The organism is Pseudomonas sp. LABIM340 (genome assembly GCF_040017195.2).
Taxonomy (GTDB): Bacteria; Pseudomonadota; Gammaproteobacteria; order Pseudomonadales; family Pseudomonadaceae; genus Pseudomonas.
Genome location: NZ_CM200227.1, coordinates 866,901 through 884,099, shown reverse-complemented (window position 1 = coordinate 884,099; position 17,199 = coordinate 866,901). Strand labels below are relative to the sequence as shown.

General features: G+C 67.0%; 14 protein-coding genes. 12 read left to right on the top strand and 2 right to left on the bottom strand.

The features are described 5' to 3' along the window. Positions 1–167 precede the first annotated feature (167 nt). Entirely contained in the window at positions 168–2,090 is a 1,923-nt protein-coding gene (locus ABKS89_RS04335) for a sigma-54-dependent Fis family transcriptional regulator (protein WP_348589628.1), read from the bottom strand. Positions 2,091–2,413: 323 nt separating this feature from the next. On the opposite strand from ABKS89_RS04335, the gene exaC reads away from it, so the two are divergent. Beyond that, the gene (gene exaC, locus ABKS89_RS04330; protein ID WP_138212103.1) at positions 2,414–3,934 is read left to right on the top strand and encodes an acetaldehyde dehydrogenase ExaC; all 1,521 of its coding nucleotides are present in this window, start codon (positions 2,414–2,416) and stop codon (positions 3,932–3,934) included. A gap of 182 nt (positions 3,935–4,116) precedes the next feature. Here exaC and qhpR read toward each other — a convergent pair whose 3' ends face one another. Further along, positions 4,117–5,169 carry an AraC-like transcriptional regulator QhpR gene (qhpR, locus tag ABKS89_RS04325; RefSeq protein WP_138212102.1) on the bottom strand — a complete coding sequence of 351 codons (1,053 nt, stop codon included), beginning with the start codon at positions 5,167–5,169 and terminating at the stop codon, positions 4,117–4,119. 361 nt (positions 5,170–5,530) lie between these two features. Between qhpR and eat the strand changes: the two genes are divergently transcribed. The 11 genes from eat (at position 5,531) to ABKS89_RS04270 (ending at position 17,169) form a co-directional block, all read left to right on the top strand. Beyond that, positions 5,531–6,895, top strand: a complete 1,365-nt coding sequence (gene eat / locus ABKS89_RS04320) for an ethanolamine permease (protein ID WP_138212101.1) — start codon at positions 5,531–5,533, stop codon at positions 6,893–6,895. A gap of 11 nt (positions 6,896–6,906) precedes the next feature. Then, complete coding sequence (locus tag ABKS89_RS04315) at positions 6,907–8,301, top strand: ethanolamine ammonia-lyase subunit EutB (RefSeq protein WP_348589630.1); 1,395 nt, start codon at positions 6,907–6,909, stop codon at positions 8,299–8,301. A gap of 15 nt (positions 8,302–8,316) precedes the next feature. Beyond that, on the top strand, positions 8,317–9,123 hold the full coding sequence (gene eutC, locus ABKS89_RS04310) for an ethanolamine ammonia-lyase subunit EutC (RefSeq protein WP_348589631.1): 807 nt from the start codon (positions 8,317–8,319) through the stop codon (positions 9,121–9,123). A 185-nt stretch (positions 9,124–9,308) separates the two neighbouring features. Continuing rightward, on the top strand, positions 9,309–9,833 hold the full coding sequence (locus ABKS89_RS04305) for a GspH/FimT family pseudopilin (protein WP_348589633.1): 525 nt from the start codon (positions 9,309–9,311) through the stop codon (positions 9,831–9,833). Beyond that, on the top strand, positions 9,824–10,429 hold the full coding sequence (pilV, locus tag ABKS89_RS04300; protein WP_348589634.1) for a type IV pilus modification protein PilV: 606 nt from the start codon (positions 9,824–9,826) through the stop codon (positions 10,427–10,429). Before ABKS89_RS04305 ends, pilV begins: the two co-directional genes overlap by 10 nt. Continuing rightward, positions 10,426–11,172, top strand: coding sequence for a PilW family protein (locus tag ABKS89_RS04295; RefSeq protein ID WP_348589636.1), 747 nt, complete (start codon positions 10,426–10,428; stop codon positions 11,170–11,172). The genes pilV and ABKS89_RS04295 overlap by 4 nt, the downstream gene beginning before the upstream one ends. Beyond that, positions 11,169–11,714 (top strand): hypothetical protein, encoded by a 546-nt coding sequence (locus ABKS89_RS04290; protein ID WP_138212095.1) that lies wholly within the window; start codon positions 11,169–11,171, stop codon positions 11,712–11,714. The genes ABKS89_RS04295 and ABKS89_RS04290 overlap by 4 nt, the downstream gene beginning before the upstream one ends. After that, complete coding sequence (locus ABKS89_RS04285) at positions 11,701–15,138, top strand: pilus assembly protein (protein ID WP_348589637.1); 3,438 nt, start codon at positions 11,701–11,703, stop codon at positions 15,136–15,138. The genes ABKS89_RS04290 and ABKS89_RS04285 overlap by 14 nt, the downstream gene beginning before the upstream one ends. Then, positions 15,135–15,596, top strand: a complete 462-nt coding sequence (locus ABKS89_RS04280; RefSeq protein WP_348589639.1) for a type IV pilin protein — start codon at positions 15,135–15,137, stop codon at positions 15,594–15,596. The genes ABKS89_RS04285 and ABKS89_RS04280 overlap by 4 nt, the downstream gene beginning before the upstream one ends. Before the next feature lie 122 nt (positions 15,597–15,718). Then, positions 15,719–16,183 carry a GNAT family N-acetyltransferase gene (locus ABKS89_RS04275; RefSeq protein ID WP_045217031.1) on the top strand — a complete coding sequence of 155 codons (465 nt, stop codon included), beginning with the start codon at positions 15,719–15,721 and terminating at the stop codon, positions 16,181–16,183. 101 nt (positions 16,184–16,284) lie between these two features. Beyond that, on the top strand, positions 16,285–17,169 hold the full coding sequence (locus tag ABKS89_RS04270; RefSeq protein WP_138212092.1) for a substrate-binding periplasmic protein: 885 nt from the start codon (positions 16,285–16,287) through the stop codon (positions 17,167–17,169). The last annotated feature ends 30 nt before the right edge of the window (positions 17,170–17,199 follow it).

Below are 17,199 nucleotides of genomic sequence, written 5' to 3'. Positions count from 1 at the left end.
GCCCCCGCGCGGCCCGCCGCCGGGGCATCAGACGACGAGGTGGGGAGGCGGTTCCCGGTGGGAGCAGAATCCGCTTACGAGCGTGAACCGTAGGATGGGTGGAGCGAAGCGATACCCATGCTGACCCGGTGCCCGGTATCGATGGGTATCGCTTCGCTCCACCCATCCTACGAGAGACTCTTCCTGCTAAGACCGTGGCGGTTGAGCTTGCGGTACAGGGTATTGCGGCTGATGCCCAGCTGTTGCGCGGCACGGCTGATGTGCCAGCGCTGCGCTTCGAGCACTTCCAGCAGCGCAGTGCGTTCGGCCACGCCGAGGGTGTCACCGCCCTCCCCGGCCAAGGCGACCGGAGCGGCAGCGGCAGCGGCAGCCGGCGCGCGGCGCAGGTCAGGCGGCAGGTCGGCCATCTGGATGCGGCCGCCGTCGCACAGCGCACAGAGCGTGCGCAGCACGTTGCGCAACTGGCGCACGTTGCCCGGCCAGGGGAAGTCCAGCAGGTGCCGGCGCACGTCGTCATCCAGGCGCACGCTGCGGCCCTTGCTCTCCTCGGCCAGCAAGTGGTCGAGCAATGCGCCGCGGTCTTCGCGCTCGCGCAGCGGCGGCAGCGCCACCACCAGGCCGTTGAGGCGGTAGTAGAGGTCTTCGCGGAACTGCCCGGCGGCTACCAGTGCTTCCAGGTCACGGTGGCTGGCGCTGATCAGGCGGATATCCACATCCTGCGGCTCACCACCGATGGGCACCACCTGGCGCTCTTCCAGCACACGCAGCAGGCGGGTCTGCAGCGCCAGCGGCATGTCGCCGATTTCGTCGAGGAACAGCGTGCCGCCGTCGGCCTGCTGCAGCTTGCCGCGCATGCCTTCCTTGCGCGCACCGGTGAAGCTGCCGCCGCGATAGCCGAACAGCTCGCTCTCGATCAGGGTCTCGGGAATCGCCGCGCAGTTCAGCGCGACGAAGCTCTTGCCGGCGCGCTCGCCGCCCAGGTGCACGGCGCGGGCGAAAGCCTCCTTGCCGGTGCCGGTCTCGCCCTGCAGCAGCAGTGGCACGTCGTGGGCGTAGACCTTCAGCGCACGGCGGAAATCGTGGGCCAGTTGCGGGTCGTCAATGCACAAGCCTTTCGCCAGGGGCGCGCGCGGCAGGACCGGCGCGGCGGCAATGGGTCGCTTGCCGCGCAGCAGCGCATACAGGGTGCGCCCGGCGTGGGTGCGCAGCGGCCAGCTGGCGTTGGGATGCGGGTCGGCGCGGCTGAACAGGTCGTCCAGCCGGCAATCGAAGCACTGTTCCAGCGAGCGGCCGATCAGACTTTCCCGGCGGCTGCCGAGCAGGTTGATGGCGCTCTGGTTGGCCGCGCGGATGCGCCCGTCGCCGCCGAAGGCCAGCATGCCTTCGCTGAACAGCCCGAGGCCGTCGGGTTGCAGGTGGAAGCGCAGCAGCCACTGGTCCTCGAAATGGCGCAGGAAGTAGCAGCTCTCGATGGCCTTGGCCGACAGGTTGACCAGCGCCATGGTGTGGAACTGGCTCTGCCGCGACACGTCGCGGCGCGCGGAGGAAACGTCGAGCACCGCCAGCAGTTCGCCCTGCGGGTCGAATACCGGACTGGCCGAGCAGGTCAGCCCGGTGTGGCGGCTGCGGAAATGTTCGTCCTGGTGAATGGTCAGCGCCTGGCGCTCCACCAGGCAGGTGCCGATGCCGTTGGTGCCTTCGCGGGCTTCGCTCCAGTCGGCGCCGAGCCACAACCCGGCCTGCTCGAAGGTGCGCCGCTCGGCGGCTTCGCTGACGCAGTTGAGGATCACCCCGCGGGAATCGGTGAGCAGCACCGCATGGCCGGCGCCGGACAGTTGCTGGTGCAGGCTGTTCATCTCGTCGCTGGCGATCTCCAGCACCTGGCGGTGGCGCTCGCGGACTTCGAGCATGCGCGCGTGTTCCAGCACGGCCGGCGCCATGGGCTGCGCCGGGTCGAGGTGGTACTGCTCCAGGCAGCGCATCCAGGAGCGGGCGATCGACGGGTCCGCACCGGGGGCACCGGCGGGGGCCTTGCCCTCGGCCACGGTCATGACCTGGCGGGCGTGGCGGCTCAAATCGTTGGCGCGCATTCTTGTTGTTCTCCGCTTGGGGACGGGGAGGCAGCCCCGAGGCTCTGTCGAATCCTGTAGGACAATTCAGCAGAACGCAGGACAGCATCCCCCACGCGCCAGCCCAATGCAACGCCCGGCCGACCGTCAGGTCACGACTGTCACGGAAACGGGACAAAGTGTCACGAGGCACTGTGCCAGAGGCGTAACAGCGCGCTTTCCGGAGCCTCACCAGCCACCCGCCCAGCCCATGCGCGACGTGCCTTTCACTGGCATGGCCCGGCCCTTGCTCTACGCTTGATCAACGTCCTCCCCAACAAGCACAAGACCCAGGAGATCCGACCATGCGTTATGCCCATCCCGGTAGCGAAGGCGCCATCGTTTCGTTCAAGGCGCGCTACGGCAACTACATCGGCGGCGAATTCGTCCCGCCGGTGAAGGGTCAGTACTTCACCAATACCTCGCCAGTGAATGGCCAGCCCATCGCCGAATTCCCCCGCTCCACCGCCGAAGACATCGACAAGGCGCTGGACGCCGCCCACGCCGCCGCCGATGCCTGGGGCCGCACCTCGGTGCAGGACCGCTCGCTGGTGCTGCTGAAGATCGCCGACCGCATCGAACAGAACCTGGAACTGCTGGCCGTCACCGAGACCTGGGACAACGGCAAGCCGATCCGCGAAACCCTCAACGCCGACATCCCGCTGGCCGCCGACCACTTCCGCTACTTCGCCGGCTGCATCCGCGCGCAGGAAGGCAGCGCCGCCGAGATCAACGACAGCACCGTCGCGTACCACATCCACGAGCCGCTGGGCGTGGTCGGGCAGATCATCCCGTGGAACTTCCCGCTGCTGATGGCAGCCTGGAAACTGGCCCCGGCCCTGGCCGCCGGCAACTGCGTGGTGCTCAAGCCGGCCGAGCAGACCCCGCTGGGCATCTGCGTGCTGATGGAAGTGATCGGCGACCTGCTGCCCAAGGGCGTGCTCAACGTCGTCCAGGGCTTCGGCAAGGAAGCCGGTGAAGCGCTGGCCACCAGCAAGCGCATCGCCAAGATCGCCTTCACCGGCTCCACTCCGGTGGGCTCGCACATCCTCAAGTGCGCCGCCGAGAACATCATTCCGTCCACCGTGGAGCTGGGCGGCAAGAGCCCGAACATCTACTTCGAAGACATCATGCAGGCCGAGCCGACCTTCATCGAGAAGGCTGCCGAAGGCCTGGTGCTGGCCTTCTTCAACCAGGGCGAGGTGTGCACCTGCCCGTCCCGCGCGCTGGTGCAGGAGTCCATTTACCCGCAGTTCATGGACGTGGTGATGAAGAAGGTGAAGGCGATCAAGCGCGGCGACCCGCTGGATACCGACACCATGGTCGGCGCCCAGGCTTCGCAGCAGCAGTACGAGAAGATCCTCTCCTACCTCGACATCGCCCAGCAGGAAGGCGCACAGATCCTGGTCGGCGGCTCGGTCGAGAAGCTCGATGGCAACCTGTCCACCGGCTATTACATCCAGCCGACCCTGCTCAAGGGCAGCAACAAGATGCGCGTGTTCCAGGAGGAAATCTTCGGGCCGGTGGTGGGCGTCACCACCTTCAAGGATGAAGCCGAAGCGCTGGCGATCGCCAACGACACCGAGTACGGCCTGGGCGCGGGCGTCTGGACCCGCGACATCAACCGTGCGTACCGCATGGGCCGTGGCATCAAGGCTGGCCGCGTGTGGACCAACTGCTACCACCTGTATCCGGCGCATGCCGCCTTCGGTGGCTACAAGAAATCCGGCGTGGGCCGCGAGACCCACAAGATGATGCTCGACCACTACCAGCAGACCAAGAACCTGCTGGTGAGCTACGACATCAACCCGCTGGGCTTCTTCTGAGTTTTTCCTGAGTCATCCGCCCGGCACGAGCCGGGCGGTCTCCCCCGAATCGATCTTTTGCGCGGCCCACGGGCCGCGCTTTTTTATGCCAGCGGGAAAGTCATCGCGAACCTGTAGGAGCGGGCCACGCCCGCGATCCGCATGCAGGCAGCCGGCATAGCCGGCGCCCCACGAAGAACTGGTCAATGCGCGTCGCTACGCCACTGCCGAGGGCTCACCCCGAACCACCGGCGGAAGGCGCGGGAGAACGCACTGGTCTCGGAATACCCCAGCAGCGGCGCCAACTCGGAGATCGGCCGCTGCGGCTGGCGCAGGTAGTGCAGCGCCAGCTCACGGCGGGTGTTTTCCACGAGTTGGCTGAAACTCAGCCCGGCCTCGCGCAGGCGCCGCTGCAGGCCGGCGGTAGTGAGCTCCAGCTGCTCGGCAATGATCTCCAGCGACGGCTCGCCATCCGCCAGCGCCAGGCGAATCTGCGTGCCGGCGTCCTCCACCAGATTGGGCGCACCGCCCTGCTCGCCCAGCCGACGGATGACGTCCTGCACCAGGAACAGCAAGTTGGCGTCGCGCTCGGGCATCTGCCGCCCGTAGAGGTCGCGCTTGGGAATCAGCATCGAATTGCAGCCGCGCTGGAACAGCACCGGCGCATCGAACACCCGGCCATGTTCCTGCCAGCCTTCTGGACGCGCGTGCTCGAAGCTCACCGCGCGCGGCGCCCACTCGGAGCCGAGCGCGTGGCGCATCAGGTTCAGCGCCATGCCCAAGGTCAGCTCGGCGTCCTGGCGGCGGTCAAGGATCGCGCCGTGGCGAACCTGGTAGTCGAAGCGATAGCACTCCCCGCAATCCACCAGGCGGATCAGGGTGTCGTGCTGGTGATAGGGGAAAGCGGCGGCGAAGTTCTTCAGCGCCTCTTCCAACGTCTCCGAACACAGCCCGACGTAGCCCAGCAGGCCCAGCTCACGGGGGCGGAACTGCTCGCCGTAGCGCAGCCCGAAGTTGTCGCAGCCCGACTGTCGCGCGGCCTCTTCCAGCACCTGGCAGTAGTTGGTCAGCGCCAGGCTCAGGGTCGGATGCAGCAGGCGCTCGGGATCGATACCGGCGCGGCCGAAGACGCGATCGATGTCGCCGCCCTGGTCGCCGATGAAGCGACCCAGGCCGCTGGCGGCAGCGGACAGCACGCCGATGTTGCTGGCCAGGGGCAGGCTCAGGCCGGACGGGGAAAACAGAGGCTGGCTCATGTCGGTTACCGATCTTGTTATGAGGTGCTCGGGGCACGTCGCACGCGGGAACAGGGAACGAGAAAACAAAGCAAATCCCGTGCCTCGCCGATCCGTTACCAACAACCCCGACACGGCGCCACGCCTGGCCTGCAGCTGCCACAGCGCGGGGCAGACAGGCGATTTCCGGCACCAGAAGCGAGCACCGCGCACACGATGGGGCGATGGGTAACAACCAGTTGACCCTGCACGGCGAAAGCCGGTTCCAGCGGTCAAGTCTTGCGCGGCAGTGCGCCACTACCATCGAGCCTCAGGTATCCGTCCACGCCCCTGCGACCCGCCCCACTTGCGGCCTATCCCTTGCGGAAGAGGAATAACAACAATGAGCGCATCACAACTCAAACCAACGCTTGGCACCCTGCACCTCTGGGGGCTCGCCGTGGGCCTGGTGATCTCCGGCGAGTACTTCGGCTGGAGCTACGGCTGGGCCGCCGCCGGGACCCTGGGCTTCCTCGTCACCACGTTGATCGTCGCGGTGATGTACACCTGCTTCATCTTCAGCTACACCGAACTGACCACCGCCATCCCCCACGCCGGCGGGCCCTTCGCCTACAGCCTGCGGGCGTTCGGCAAGACCGGCGGGATGATCGCCGGCATCGCCACCCTGATCGAATTCGTCTTCGCCCCGCCGGCCATCGCCATGGCCATCGGCGCCTACCTCAACGTGCAGTTCCCCGGCCTCGATCCGAAGTGGGCGGCCACCGGCGCCTACTTCATCTTCATGACCCTGAACATCCTCGGCGTGAGCATCGCCGCCACCTTCGAACTGGTGGTGACGGTGCTGGCAGTGGCCGAGTTGCTGGTATTTATGGGCGTGGTCGCGCCGGGTTTCAGCTTCAGCAACTTCGTGCTCAACGGCTGGGCCGGCTCGGATGTGTTCGGCTCCACCGCCATGGCCGGCATCTTCGCCGCGATCCCCTTCGCCATCTGGTTCTTCCTCGCCATCGAGGGCGCGGCCATGGCGGCCGAGGAGGCGAAAGACCCCAAACGCACCATCCCGCGCGCCTACATCGCCGGCATCCTGACCCTGGTGACCCTGGCCATCGGCGTGATGATCTTCGCCGGCGGCGTGGGTGACTGGCGCGCCCTGTCGAACATCAACGACCCGCTGCCGCAGGCGATGAAAGCCGTGGTGGGCAACAACTCCACCTGGATGCACATGCTGGTGTGGATCGGCCTGTTCGGCCTGGTGGCGAGCTTCCACGGCATCATCCTGGGTTACTCGCGGCAGTTCTTCGCCCTCGCCCGCGCCGGCTTCCTGCCGCGCAGCCTGGCCAAGCTGTCGCGCTTCCAGACCCCGCACCGCGCCATCCTCGCCGGCGGCGCCGTGGGCATCGCGGCGATATTCAGTGACGGCCTGATCAGCCTGCAAGGCATGACCCTGACCGCGGCGATGATCACCATGAGCGTGTTCGGCGCCATCGTCATGTACATCATGAGCATGTTCAGCCTGTTCAAGCTGCGCCGCAGCGAGCCGGACCTGGAGCGCAGCTTCCGCGCACCGGGCTACCCGGTGGTGCCGGCCATCGCGCTGGTCCTGGCGCTGGTCTGCCTGGCCGCCATGCTCTGGTTCAACAGCGTCATCGCCTCGGTGTTCCTGGTGCTGATGATCGGCGGCTGCTCCATCTGCAGCATCGTCATCAGCCTCAATCGCGGCACTGACGCATCGTTCGCCAGCCAGGGCTGAGGAGTAGCGCCATGTCCGGATTCGTCCACAGCGTCGGTGGCCAGACCTGGCGCTTCGACAGCCTCCGCGAGGTGATGGCCAAGGCCAGCCCGGCGCGCTCCGGCGACCGCCTCGCCGGGGTCGCCGCCGGCAGCGACGCCGAGCGCGTCGCCGCGCAGATGGCGCTGGCCGACATCCCGCTCAAGCACTTCCTCGACGAGGCGCTGATTCCCTACGAGAGTGACGAAGTCACCCGGCTGATCATCGACAGCCACGACCGCCAAGCCTTCGCGCCGGTCAGCCACCTCACGGTGGGCGGCCTGCGCGACTGGCTGCTCGGCGATGCCGCCGACGAAGCCAGCCTGCGCGCCCTGGCGCCCGGGCTGACACCGGAAATGGCAGCCGCGGTATCGAAGATCATGCGAGTGCAGGACCTGGTGCTGGTCGCGCAGAAAATCCGCGTGGTCACCCGCTTCCGCAACACCATGGGGCTGCGCGGGCGCATGTCCACAAGGCTGCAGCCCAACCACCCGACGGACGATCCCGCCGGCATCGCCGCCAGCGTGCTCGACGGCCTGCTCTACGGCAACGGCGACGCCATGCTCGGCATCAACCCGGCCACCGACAGCCTGCAGTCGATCTGCACCCTGCTGGAGATGCTCGACGCGATCATCCAGCGCTACGAGATTCCCACCCAGTCCTGCGTGCTCACCCACGTCACCAGCTCCATCGAGGCAATCAACCGGGGCGCGCCGCTGGACCTGGTGTTCCAGTCCATCGCCGGCACCGAAGCGGCAAACGCCAGCTTCGGCGTGAGCCTGTCGATCCTCCAGGAAGGCTACGAGGCCGGTCTGTCGCAGAAACGCGGCACGCTGGGGGACAACCTGATGTACTTCGAGACCGGCCAGGGCAGCGCGCTGTCGGCCAACGCCCACCACGGCGTCGACCAGCAGACCTGCGAGACCCGCGCCTACGCGGTGGCGCGGCACTTCAAGCCGTTCCTGGTGAACACCGTGGTCGGCTTCATCGGCCCGGAGTACCTGTACAACGGCAAGCAGATCATCCGCGCCGGGCTGGAAGACCACTTCTGCGCCAAGCTGCTCGGCGTGCCCATGGGTTGCGACATCTGCTACACCAACCACGCCGAAGCCGACCAGGACGACATGGACATGCTCCTGACCCTGCTGGGCGTGGCCGGCATCAATTTCATCATGGGCATCCCCGGCTCCGACGATGTGATGCTCAACTACCAGACCACCTCCTTCCACGACGCACTCTACGCGCGCCAGACGCTGGGTCTGCGGCCGGCACCGGAATTCGAGGCATGGCTTGCGCGCATGGAAATCCTCCGCCAGCAGGACGGCCGCGTACACATGGCCAGCCAGCTCCCCGGCGCCTTCCGCCACGCGCTCGCGCAGCTGTCCTGAGTTGAGGAGTCTTCGATGAGCGACAGCTTCACCCCCAACCCCTGGCAGGAACTGCGCCGCCTGACCTCCGCGCGCATAGCCCTGGGCCGCGCCGGCACCAGCCTGCCTACTGGCGCGCAACTGGACTTCCAGTTCGCCCACGCCCAGGCGCGCGACGCCGTGCACCTGCCCTTCGACCGCGATGGCCTGGCCGCGCAACTGGCCGAGCGCGGCCGCGACACCCTGCTGCTGCACAGCGCCGCCGCCGACCGCGACACCTACCTGCAACGCCCCGACCTGGGCCGCCGGCTGAACGAGGAATCGGCGGACATCCTGCGCCGCCACGCCGACCGCCATCCCCAGGGCTACGACCTCGCCGTGGTGATCGCCGACGGTCTCTCGTCGCTGGCCGTGCAGCGTCACAGCCTGCCCTTCCTCCAGCGTATGGAGGAGCAGGCGCGCAATGAAGGCTGGAGCCTGTCGCCGGTCGCGCTGGTGCAACAGGGCCGGGTCGCCGTGGCCGACGAAGTCGCCGAGCTGCTGCGGGCGAAGATGGTGGTGATCCTGATCGGCGAGCGCCCCGGCCTGTCCTCGCCCGACAGCCTGGGCCTGTACTTCACCTGGGCGCCGAAGGTCGGGCTGAATGATGCCTACCGCAACTGCATCTCCAACGTGCGCCTGGAAGGCCTCAGCTACGGCCTCGCCACCCACCGCCTGCTCTACCTGATGCGCGAAGCCTGCCGCCGGCAGCTGTCGGGGGTGAACCTGAAGGACGAGGCGGAACTCCCCGCATTGGAGGGCGAGAGCGCCGGCAGGTCTGGCAACTTTCTTGTCGGTGGCTGAGGCGGGCAGCCCTGCATCGCCCGCAGCGTGAACGCGACCACATGCCGCGCAGCGGGCCGCCGTCTTTAAGAATCGTCTTAAATCACCCTCGCCACCCGTCGCGATAAAAACCACGCCATCAAGGACCGTGCCCAGCGCACGAAAGGAAGCGCCCGCGCACGGCGCTTCATGACGATGGCGAGACGATGGATTCACCCAACACTCAGTTGCACGCTCCGGTCAGCCCCCTGCCTGTTCAGCGTGGCTTCACCCTGATCGAAGCGATGGTGACCATCGCGATCCTGGCGATCCTGCTGGGCATCGCGGTGCCCTCCTTCGACCTGCTGATCAATCGCAACCGTGCCCAGAGCACCGGCAAGCAATTGGTCGCGGTGCTTCAATACGCCCGCGCCCAGGCGCAGATCGGCCAGCAGCCGGTGCGAGTGACTCCGCAGAGCAGCGGAGACTGGACCTCCGAACTGAGCATCGGTCGAATGCGCGGCGGCGATCTGGAGGGCCATCGGGAGATCGAGTTGCGCAGGACCCGGCTCGACGATTCCGGCGCGGTGCTCATCACCCAGGAACAGGCGGGACCACTGGAGTTCGACGGCAACGGCATCGCCACAAGCAGCGCCAGCGGCAGCTTCCCGCGAGTCTTCACCCTGACCGCAGGCAGCTATTCGAGCAAGGTCTGCCTGCAGCGCGGCGGAGCGGTGGCTCCATGCGACTGACGCGCCGATCCCGTGCGGTTCAGCGGGGCTTCTATCTGATCGAGGTCATGGTGGCGGTGATGCTCACCAGCGTCGCCCTGCTCGGCCTGCTGGCCCTGCAGAGCCGCAGCATCGCCTACAGCCACGACAGCCAGCAGCGGCAGAACGCCCTCCTGCTGGCCGCAGACCTCGCCCGCAGCATCCAGGCCAATCGCGAGGCGCTGGTCAGCAAGGGCAAGCTCAGTACCGACGCGGCCTACCTGGTTCCGGCCGGCAGCAGCTTTCCCAGTCTCGGCAGCGGCCAGAGCTGCGCCACCAGCGGCCTGGGCAAGGCGGACCGGGCCCGGCGCGAACTGGCCTGCTGGGTCGAACAGTTGCGCCTGAAGCTCAACACCGACGATGCGCTGCTGAGCGACGCCACCTTCATCTGCCCCAGCAGTGACGGCAAGGTCTGCGACGCCGGTTCGCGCCAGCCGCTGCTGCTGATCCAGCTGGCCTGGCACAGCCGCAATTGCCAGGCCGGCAGCCCGACCACCGCTGACGATGACGATGCGGCCTGCCTTTCCGGCAGTGATGCCGGCGGCGTCGAGCGCTACCGACTGAGTTTCCAGCCATGAGCCCGCATCGCCAGACCGGCCTGTCCCTGATCGAGCTGATGGTCGCCATTGCGCTGGGTGTGATGGTGCTGCTGGGCGTGCTGCAGATCTACCTGTCGGGCAGCGATCACGCCGCCTTCAATCACGCCCAGCAGCAGAACCAGGCCAATGCCCGTTTCATCCTCGACCTGTTGCAGCGCGAGAGCGGGTATGCCGGCTACAGCGCCTGGGTGCGCCACGCCACCCAGGCCGATGAGCAGCAGTACGACTTCGTCATCGATCGCGAGGGGCCCTTCCCGGCGCTGACCGACACAGCCACCGGCTGCATCTTCGGCGCCGGCAAGGTCGCCAGCCTGGATGCAGGCGGGCGTGGCCTGTGCCTGCGCTACCAGCGTCCTCAGCGCAGCGATGCGCAGGTACACCAGGACTGCACCGGCGCCGCGCTCTACAGCGATGACGACGCGGGCAATCCGCAGGTATTGGTCAGCCACCTGCGACTGGCCGACGGCGAGCTGCTGTGCAAGACCAACAACGCCTTGTCCGCCGGCGAGGTCGCCCTTGCCAGCGGCATCCACGACCTGATGTTCGCAGTCGGCTCGACCAACCAGCTCCGCGCCGGCCTGGTGCTCACCTCCACCCGCGCATTGCTGCCGGAAAACTGCACCTACCAGGACCCGCTGAACCCCGCGGCGACGAAAAATACCGGCGCGCGCGGCCTGTGCAGCGCCTTCGCGCAGACGCTCTACCTGAGGAACCAGCCATGAACCGGCAACGCGGCCAGACCCTGCTGATCGCCCTGCTCATGCTGCTGGCGCTGAGCATCCTGACCCTGGGCAACCTGCGCAGCGGCTTGCTGCTGGACAACAGCCTGGCCGAGACGAGGGACTACCAGGCGGCGCTGGGCGGCGCCGATTCGGCGATCAGCGAAGCCCTGGACCGGACCCGCTACAGCTCGTCGATGGCCGTGGGCGAGGCCGACACCTGCATCAGCACCGCGCAGAACCAGCAACAGGTACTGCTGTGCGACCGACTCTGGCTCGAGCCGGACAATGCCGCCAGCAGCGCACTGCTGCCACGGGCGCGCACCTACCGAGGCAACGACCTGGCCAACCCCGACCAATTGGCGGAACTGAGCAGCGCACCGCGCTGGTACGTCGCTGCGCAATGCGAGAGCCGCTCCTCCAGTGCCATGGCCGACTGCCTGGCGGGCAACGGCACCTTGCTGCTGCAGATGAATGCCCTTTCCACCGGCATCACCGACCAGGCCCTGGTCCGACTACAGGAGTACGCCCGTGTCCAGCGCTGACCAGCTCCACTCGCCACCCCGCCTCGCCGCGCTGGCCGGCCTGGCGATTCTGCTCACCTGCACGGGTGCGCACGCCGCAGCCCCGAGCCAGGCGCCGCTGTTCCTGGTGGAAGGCGTCTCGCCCAACCTGATCGTCACCCTCGACGACTCCGGCAGCATGACCAGCGCCTACACCCCGGATGGCATGAGTTCCTACAGCATCGCCAACCGTTCCACCGCCTACAACCCGATGTACTACAACCCGGACATCACCTACGAGGCGCCGTGGAAGGTCACCTTCAGCGGCGGCCGGATCGTCAGCGAGCGCTACGTCACCAGCTTCGACAAGGCTTACTACGACGGCTTTCTCACCATCCAGACCGGCACCGTCGACCTGAACCGCAATACCGGCAACGGCTACAGCCAGAACGCGACCCAGGCGGTCAACAGCACCGACAGCTACCAGCGCTACGCCCACTACTACCAGTTCAACGCGTCCTGCCCGCACGCGCGCAATGTGGCCACCAGCAGCCTCAGTGCCGTGCAGAACTGCGCGGCGGACTCCTCGTTCACCAGCGCCAGCGCCTGCACCCGCACCTGCTTCACCCCGCACTGGGTCAGCACGGCGGAGGAGAAGCAGAACTACGCCAACTGGTTTTCCTTCTACCGTACCCGCCAACTCGCCACGCGTACCGCCGCCAACCTGGCGCTGTTCGACCTGCCCGAGCACATCCGGGTGACCTGGCAGGCGCTGAACAGCTGCTACAACACCAACTTCAACATGAACTCCACGGCCTGCGGCAACCAGACCCTCGCGGCCTTCGCCGGCCAGCACAAGGCAGACTTCTTCAACTTCACCAGCCGCCTCGCCGCCAGCGGCGGCACGCCCCTGGGGACGGCGCAGAACCGGGTCAACAACTACCTGGGCAATACCACCGCCTATAACCCCTATGCCCGCGCGCCGGGCAGCCCCCGCGACGTGAAGACCGAGTACGCCTGCCGGCCCAGCTACCACCTGCTGATGACCGATGGTTTCGGCGACGGCTCCGGCGGCAGCAATGCCGACGGCACCGCGCGAACCCTGCCCGATGGCACCGCCTTCGCCGCGACGGCGCCCTACCAGGACAAATGGTCGAACACCCTGGCCGACAACATCTTTCTCGGCTGGGCCACCGATGCCCGCACCGACCTGGACAACAAGGTTCCACCGCGCTTTCGCGACGGCAACGACTACTGGAACCCGAAGAACGACCCGGCCACCTGGCAGCACATCACCACCTACACCGTCGGCCTGGGGCTCGGCCCGACGCTGAAGTACCTGCAGTGGGACGGCGACACCTATTCCGGCTCCTATCGGCAACTGCTCGATGGCACCCGGAGCTGGCCGAATCCAAGCGCCAGCACCAGCCTCGACGGCATGACCGTCACCGCCAACGAAGGCAAGGTGGCTGCGCTCTGGCACGGCGCGCTGAACTCCCGCGGCGAGTTCTTCAGCGCCGACTCCACCAGCGAACTGGTGAAGGCCTTCCAGGCCATCGTCAGCAGCATCTCCAGCAACCAGCTGGCGGTGGCCGCCGCCGGCGCCAGCTCCACCTCGCTGAGCACCGACACCCACCTCTATCGCGCCAGCTACCAACCCACCGACTGGAGCGGCGACCTCCTGCAGTACCGCCTGGACGCCCAGGGCAATACCCAGGCGAACTCCGCGTTGTCGTTCCGCAACCAGCTCAACCAGCGCTCACCGGCCAGCCGCAGCATCTACACCAACACCGCACCGGACAGCGCCAATGGCCACCTGCAGTCCTTCACCTGGGGCAACCTCGCAGCCCAGCAGCAACAGCTGCTCAACCGCACTCCGGGTACCCAGCGTGAGGACCACCTGGGAGAGAAACGCGTCGCCTGGCTACGTGGGGATCGCAGTGACGAAGGCGACACCTTCCGCGCCCGCAACCATCTGCTGGGCGACATCATCTACTCCTCGCCCGTGGTCGTCGGCCCACCGTCCGCCGTCACCTATTACCTGGAGAAGGCCGCCGGTGCGACCGGCTACGACGCCTTCCGGCAGGCCAATGCCGCTCGTGAGAGTCGTCTCTACGTCGGCGCCAACGACGGCATGCTGCACGCCTTCGACGAGACCGGCCGGGAACGCTGGGCCTTCATTCCCGCCGCCGTGTACGGACAGCTCAACTACCTCTCCGACACCCGCTACGCCGCGCGCTCGGAGGAGGAAAACACCAACAGCCTGCACCGCTTCTACGTCGACGGCAGCGCGGTCACCCGCGATGTGCATTTCGATGGCAGCTGGCACACCGTGCTGGTCATGGCGCCCGGACGCGGCGGGCGCGGCCTGTTCGCCCTGGACATCACCAACGCCGACCAGCCCCGCCTGCTCTGGGAGTACGCAGGCAGCGCCAGCAGCGAGAACGGCAAGGACATCGACTTCGGCTACATACTCGATCGGCCGGTGATCTCCATCTCCGACGGGGTTGCCTATGTGCTCAGCGGAAACGGCTACGACACCGCCAAGGGCTACTCACTGTCGATCCGCCTGGAGGATGGACTCATCAGCGCTGCCAGCCAGTCCGCCACTGGCGACGGCGAAGTCGGCAGCACGGTCGCCTGGACCCGCGCCGACAGTCCCGGCGAACTCGCCCAGCGCTACTACGGCAGCCTGCAGGGCCAGCTCTACCGGCAGGCCGGTCTCGACGTCGCCTCCAGCGTGCTTGCCAGCATCCCTGCCAGCCGCAGCCAGCCGCTGAGCGCCGCCGGCGAGGTCACCCAGCACCCACGCGGCGGGCAGCTGGTGATCGCCGGCACCGGCAAGTACTTCGAGGGGGGCGACAAGGAAGGCGCCGTCAGCCGCCAGTCCCTGTACGGTTTCTGGGACCAGACCGATTACCTCGCCCACGTCGACGGAGCCGGCGCACCTACTGCGCTGAACAAACTTTCCGATCTGCAGGCCCAGACACTGACCCGGGAAACCGTCACCCACAGCGCCGGCACCACCGAGGTCCGCCAACTGAGCAGCACCCCCGTGGCCTGGGACAGCAGTGGCAAGCGCGGCGTTGGAATCCGTGGCTGGTACTTCGACCTGGCCGATGGCGAGAGGGTCCTCGACCAGCCCTTCATGCTCGGCGACGTGCTGTTCGTCACCGTCGGCCAACCCAACGCCGACCCCTGCAGCGCGGGCATCACCTACTGGCTGCTGGCAGTGAACCCGAAGACCGGCGGCGCGCTGGACTTCAACGTGTTCGACCTGGTGGGCGACGGCTCCTTCAGCGAGGCCGCCAGCGGCATGCGCATCGACGGACCGGTGACCCGCATCGGCGACAGCCTTTACACCCCGGATGGAAACCGTCTCCCCGTGCAGCTGTTCAACCCGGTGAATCAGGGCCGCTTCAACTGGCGGATCATGAACTACAACCTGCCCGTGAGTTACCCATGAGAGCCCTGCCTTCGGTACCTGTGCCGCACTTCACGAAAGTTGGCGGATTCACCCTGGTCGAACTGATGGTGGTGGTTTCCATCCTGGCCCTGCTCGCCGGTATCGCCATTCCCAGCTACCGCCAGTTCATCCTGCGGGCCAACCGCAGCGAAGCGCAGACCCTGCTGCGCGATGCCGCAGCCCAACAGGAGCGCTACCTGGCGCAATACAGCAAGTACACCGACGATCCCACGAAGCTGGCGTTCACCTACCCGCTCTCGGCGGACGGCAAGCGCCTCTCGACACACCAGCTGTACGAACTGGCCACTGAGCATCCCCAGGGCGACACCCGCCGCTATCGCCTGACTGCCCTGCGACGGGGCACGCAGGCGGGCGACCCGGACTGCGGCGACTTCACCCTGGACGAGCGAGGCACCCGCGGCGTGAGTGCAGGAAGCGTCGACAGCTGCTGGCGTTGATCAAACGCTCGCTTGGATTGCGCTTTCAACAAATTCTGGTGCAGCATCGGACCAATGGCTATCCACTGGCATAGCCCCTGCATTGCCATACCAGCCCACTCACCTCCCGCCGAGGCCCGCTTATGCGCATCGTGCAAGCCACGCTCGACCACCTCGATCTGCTCGCTCCGCTGTTCGTCAAATACCGCGAGTTCTACGGCATGCTCCCCTACCCCGAGTCCTCGCGAAAGTTTCTGGAGAAGCGCCTGCGCCGCAAGGAATCGGTGATCTACCTGGCCTTGCCGGATGACGACGACAGCAAGCTGATGGGCTTCTGTCAGCTCTACCCGAGCTACTCCTCGCTGTCGCTCAAGCGCGTGTGGATCCTCAACGACATCTACGTCGCCGAAGAGGCTCGCCGCCAGCTGGTCGCCGACCACCTGCTGCAGACCGCCCGGCAGATGGCCCGCGAAACCCAGGCCGTGCGCATGCGCGTGTCCACCAGCGTCAACAACGAAGTGGCACAGAAGGTCTACGAATCCATCGGCTTCCGCGAGGACAGCGAGTTCAAGAACTACATCCTGCCGATCAGCGACGACCTCAACTGAGGCCCTGCTCCAAAGTGCGGGGCGGCCCGCTGGCATCGGCGGGCCCGGCGCATTAGAGTGCAATCAGCGGAATCACCGCGGCCTCCGCATGAAGGGATCCCATGCGTATTTCCCTGCTTGTTCTGCGCACCGCCTGTCTCTGTCTCGCCATCCTGGGCGCCAACGCCCAGGCCCAGACCCTGCGCGTCGCCACTCTCGAGTGGGCGCCCTACGTCGGCAGCGACCTGCCGGGCAACGGGCTGGCCAGCCGCATCCTGAACGAAGCCCTGGCGCTCAACGGCGACAAGGCCGAGCTGGTCTTCCTGCCCTGGCAACGGGCCCTCAACGAAACCCGCGAAGGCCGCTTCGACGCACTGATGCCGGCCTACCTGTCACCGGACCGCAGCCAGGACTTCTACACCTCGATGCCGCTGCTGGACTCCCAGCTCGGCTTCTTCCGCCGCCGCGACCGCGCCCTGCCGATCAACCCACGCGACCTCGACACACTGCGCCCGTACCGCATCGGCGTGGTGCGCGGCTACGTCAATCAGGAGCGATTCGACGCCGCCGACTTCCTCAACAAGGACGTAGTCAGCAGCGACTGGCAGAACCTGGAAAAACTCCTGCGCGGGCGCATCGACCTGGCCGTGGTGGACCGCTATACCGGCTACCAGCTGCTCAGCCAGAACGCCCCGGCGCTGCGTGAACAACTGGAGTTCGTCGACCCGCCGCTGGAGGTCAAGCCGCTCTACGTGCTGGTGCCAAAGAAGCGCGCCGAAGGCGAGGCCCTGGCTGCCAGCCTCGACCGCGGCCTGCGCACCCTGCGCCGCAGCGGTCGTCTTCAGCAGCTGATCGCCGAGGCCCGTCTGGAAAGCGCGATGAACACCCGCGAAGTCGCCGCGCATCCGCTGGCCGAGCAGGTGCCGGCGACCAGCGATCAGCACGGCGCCGCCTTGACGCCCAGGGCGACAACGGACCTGCTGAGCTGGCAGGCAAGCCTGCTCTGAAGCGCCCATCCGGCACTGCCCCGGCATTTG

Excerpts from the sequence above, each read along its gene's own strand:
- ABKS89_RS04335 (WP_348589628.1), bottom strand. The coding sequence starts at position 2,090 with ATGCGCGCCAACGATTTGAGCCGCCACGCCCGCCAGGTCATGACCGTG.
- exaC (WP_138212103.1), top strand. The coding sequence starts at position 2,414 with ATGCGTTATGCCCATCCCGGTAGCGAAGGCGCCATCGTTTCGTTCAAG.
- qhpR (WP_138212102.1), bottom strand. The coding sequence starts at position 5,169 with ATGAGCCAGCCTCTGTTTTCCCCGTCCGGCCTGAGCCTGCCCCTGGCC.
- eat (WP_138212101.1), top strand. The coding sequence starts at position 5,531 with ATGAGCGCATCACAACTCAAACCAACGCTTGGCACCCTGCACCTCTGG.
- ABKS89_RS04315 (WP_348589630.1), top strand. The coding sequence starts at position 6,907 with ATGTCCGGATTCGTCCACAGCGTCGGTGGCCAGACCTGGCGCTTCGAC.
- eutC (WP_348589631.1), top strand. The coding sequence starts at position 8,317 with ATGAGCGACAGCTTCACCCCCAACCCCTGGCAGGAACTGCGCCGCCTG.
- ABKS89_RS04305 (WP_348589633.1), top strand. The coding sequence starts at position 9,309 with ATGGATTCACCCAACACTCAGTTGCACGCTCCGGTCAGCCCCCTGCCT.
- pilV (WP_348589634.1), top strand. The coding sequence starts at position 9,824 with ATGCGACTGACGCGCCGATCCCGTGCGGTTCAGCGGGGCTTCTATCTG.
- ABKS89_RS04295 (WP_348589636.1), top strand. The coding sequence starts at position 10,426 with ATGAGCCCGCATCGCCAGACCGGCCTGTCCCTGATCGAGCTGATGGTC.
- ABKS89_RS04290 (WP_138212095.1), top strand. The coding sequence starts at position 11,169 with ATGAACCGGCAACGCGGCCAGACCCTGCTGATCGCCCTGCTCATGCTG.
- ABKS89_RS04280 (WP_348589639.1), top strand. The coding sequence starts at position 15,135 with ATGAGAGCCCTGCCTTCGGTACCTGTGCCGCACTTCACGAAAGTTGGC.
- ABKS89_RS04275 (WP_045217031.1), top strand. The coding sequence starts at position 15,719 with ATGCGCATCGTGCAAGCCACGCTCGACCACCTCGATCTGCTCGCTCCG.
- ABKS89_RS04270 (WP_138212092.1), top strand. The coding sequence starts at position 16,285 with ATGCGTATTTCCCTGCTTGTTCTGCGCACCGCCTGTCTCTGTCTCGCC.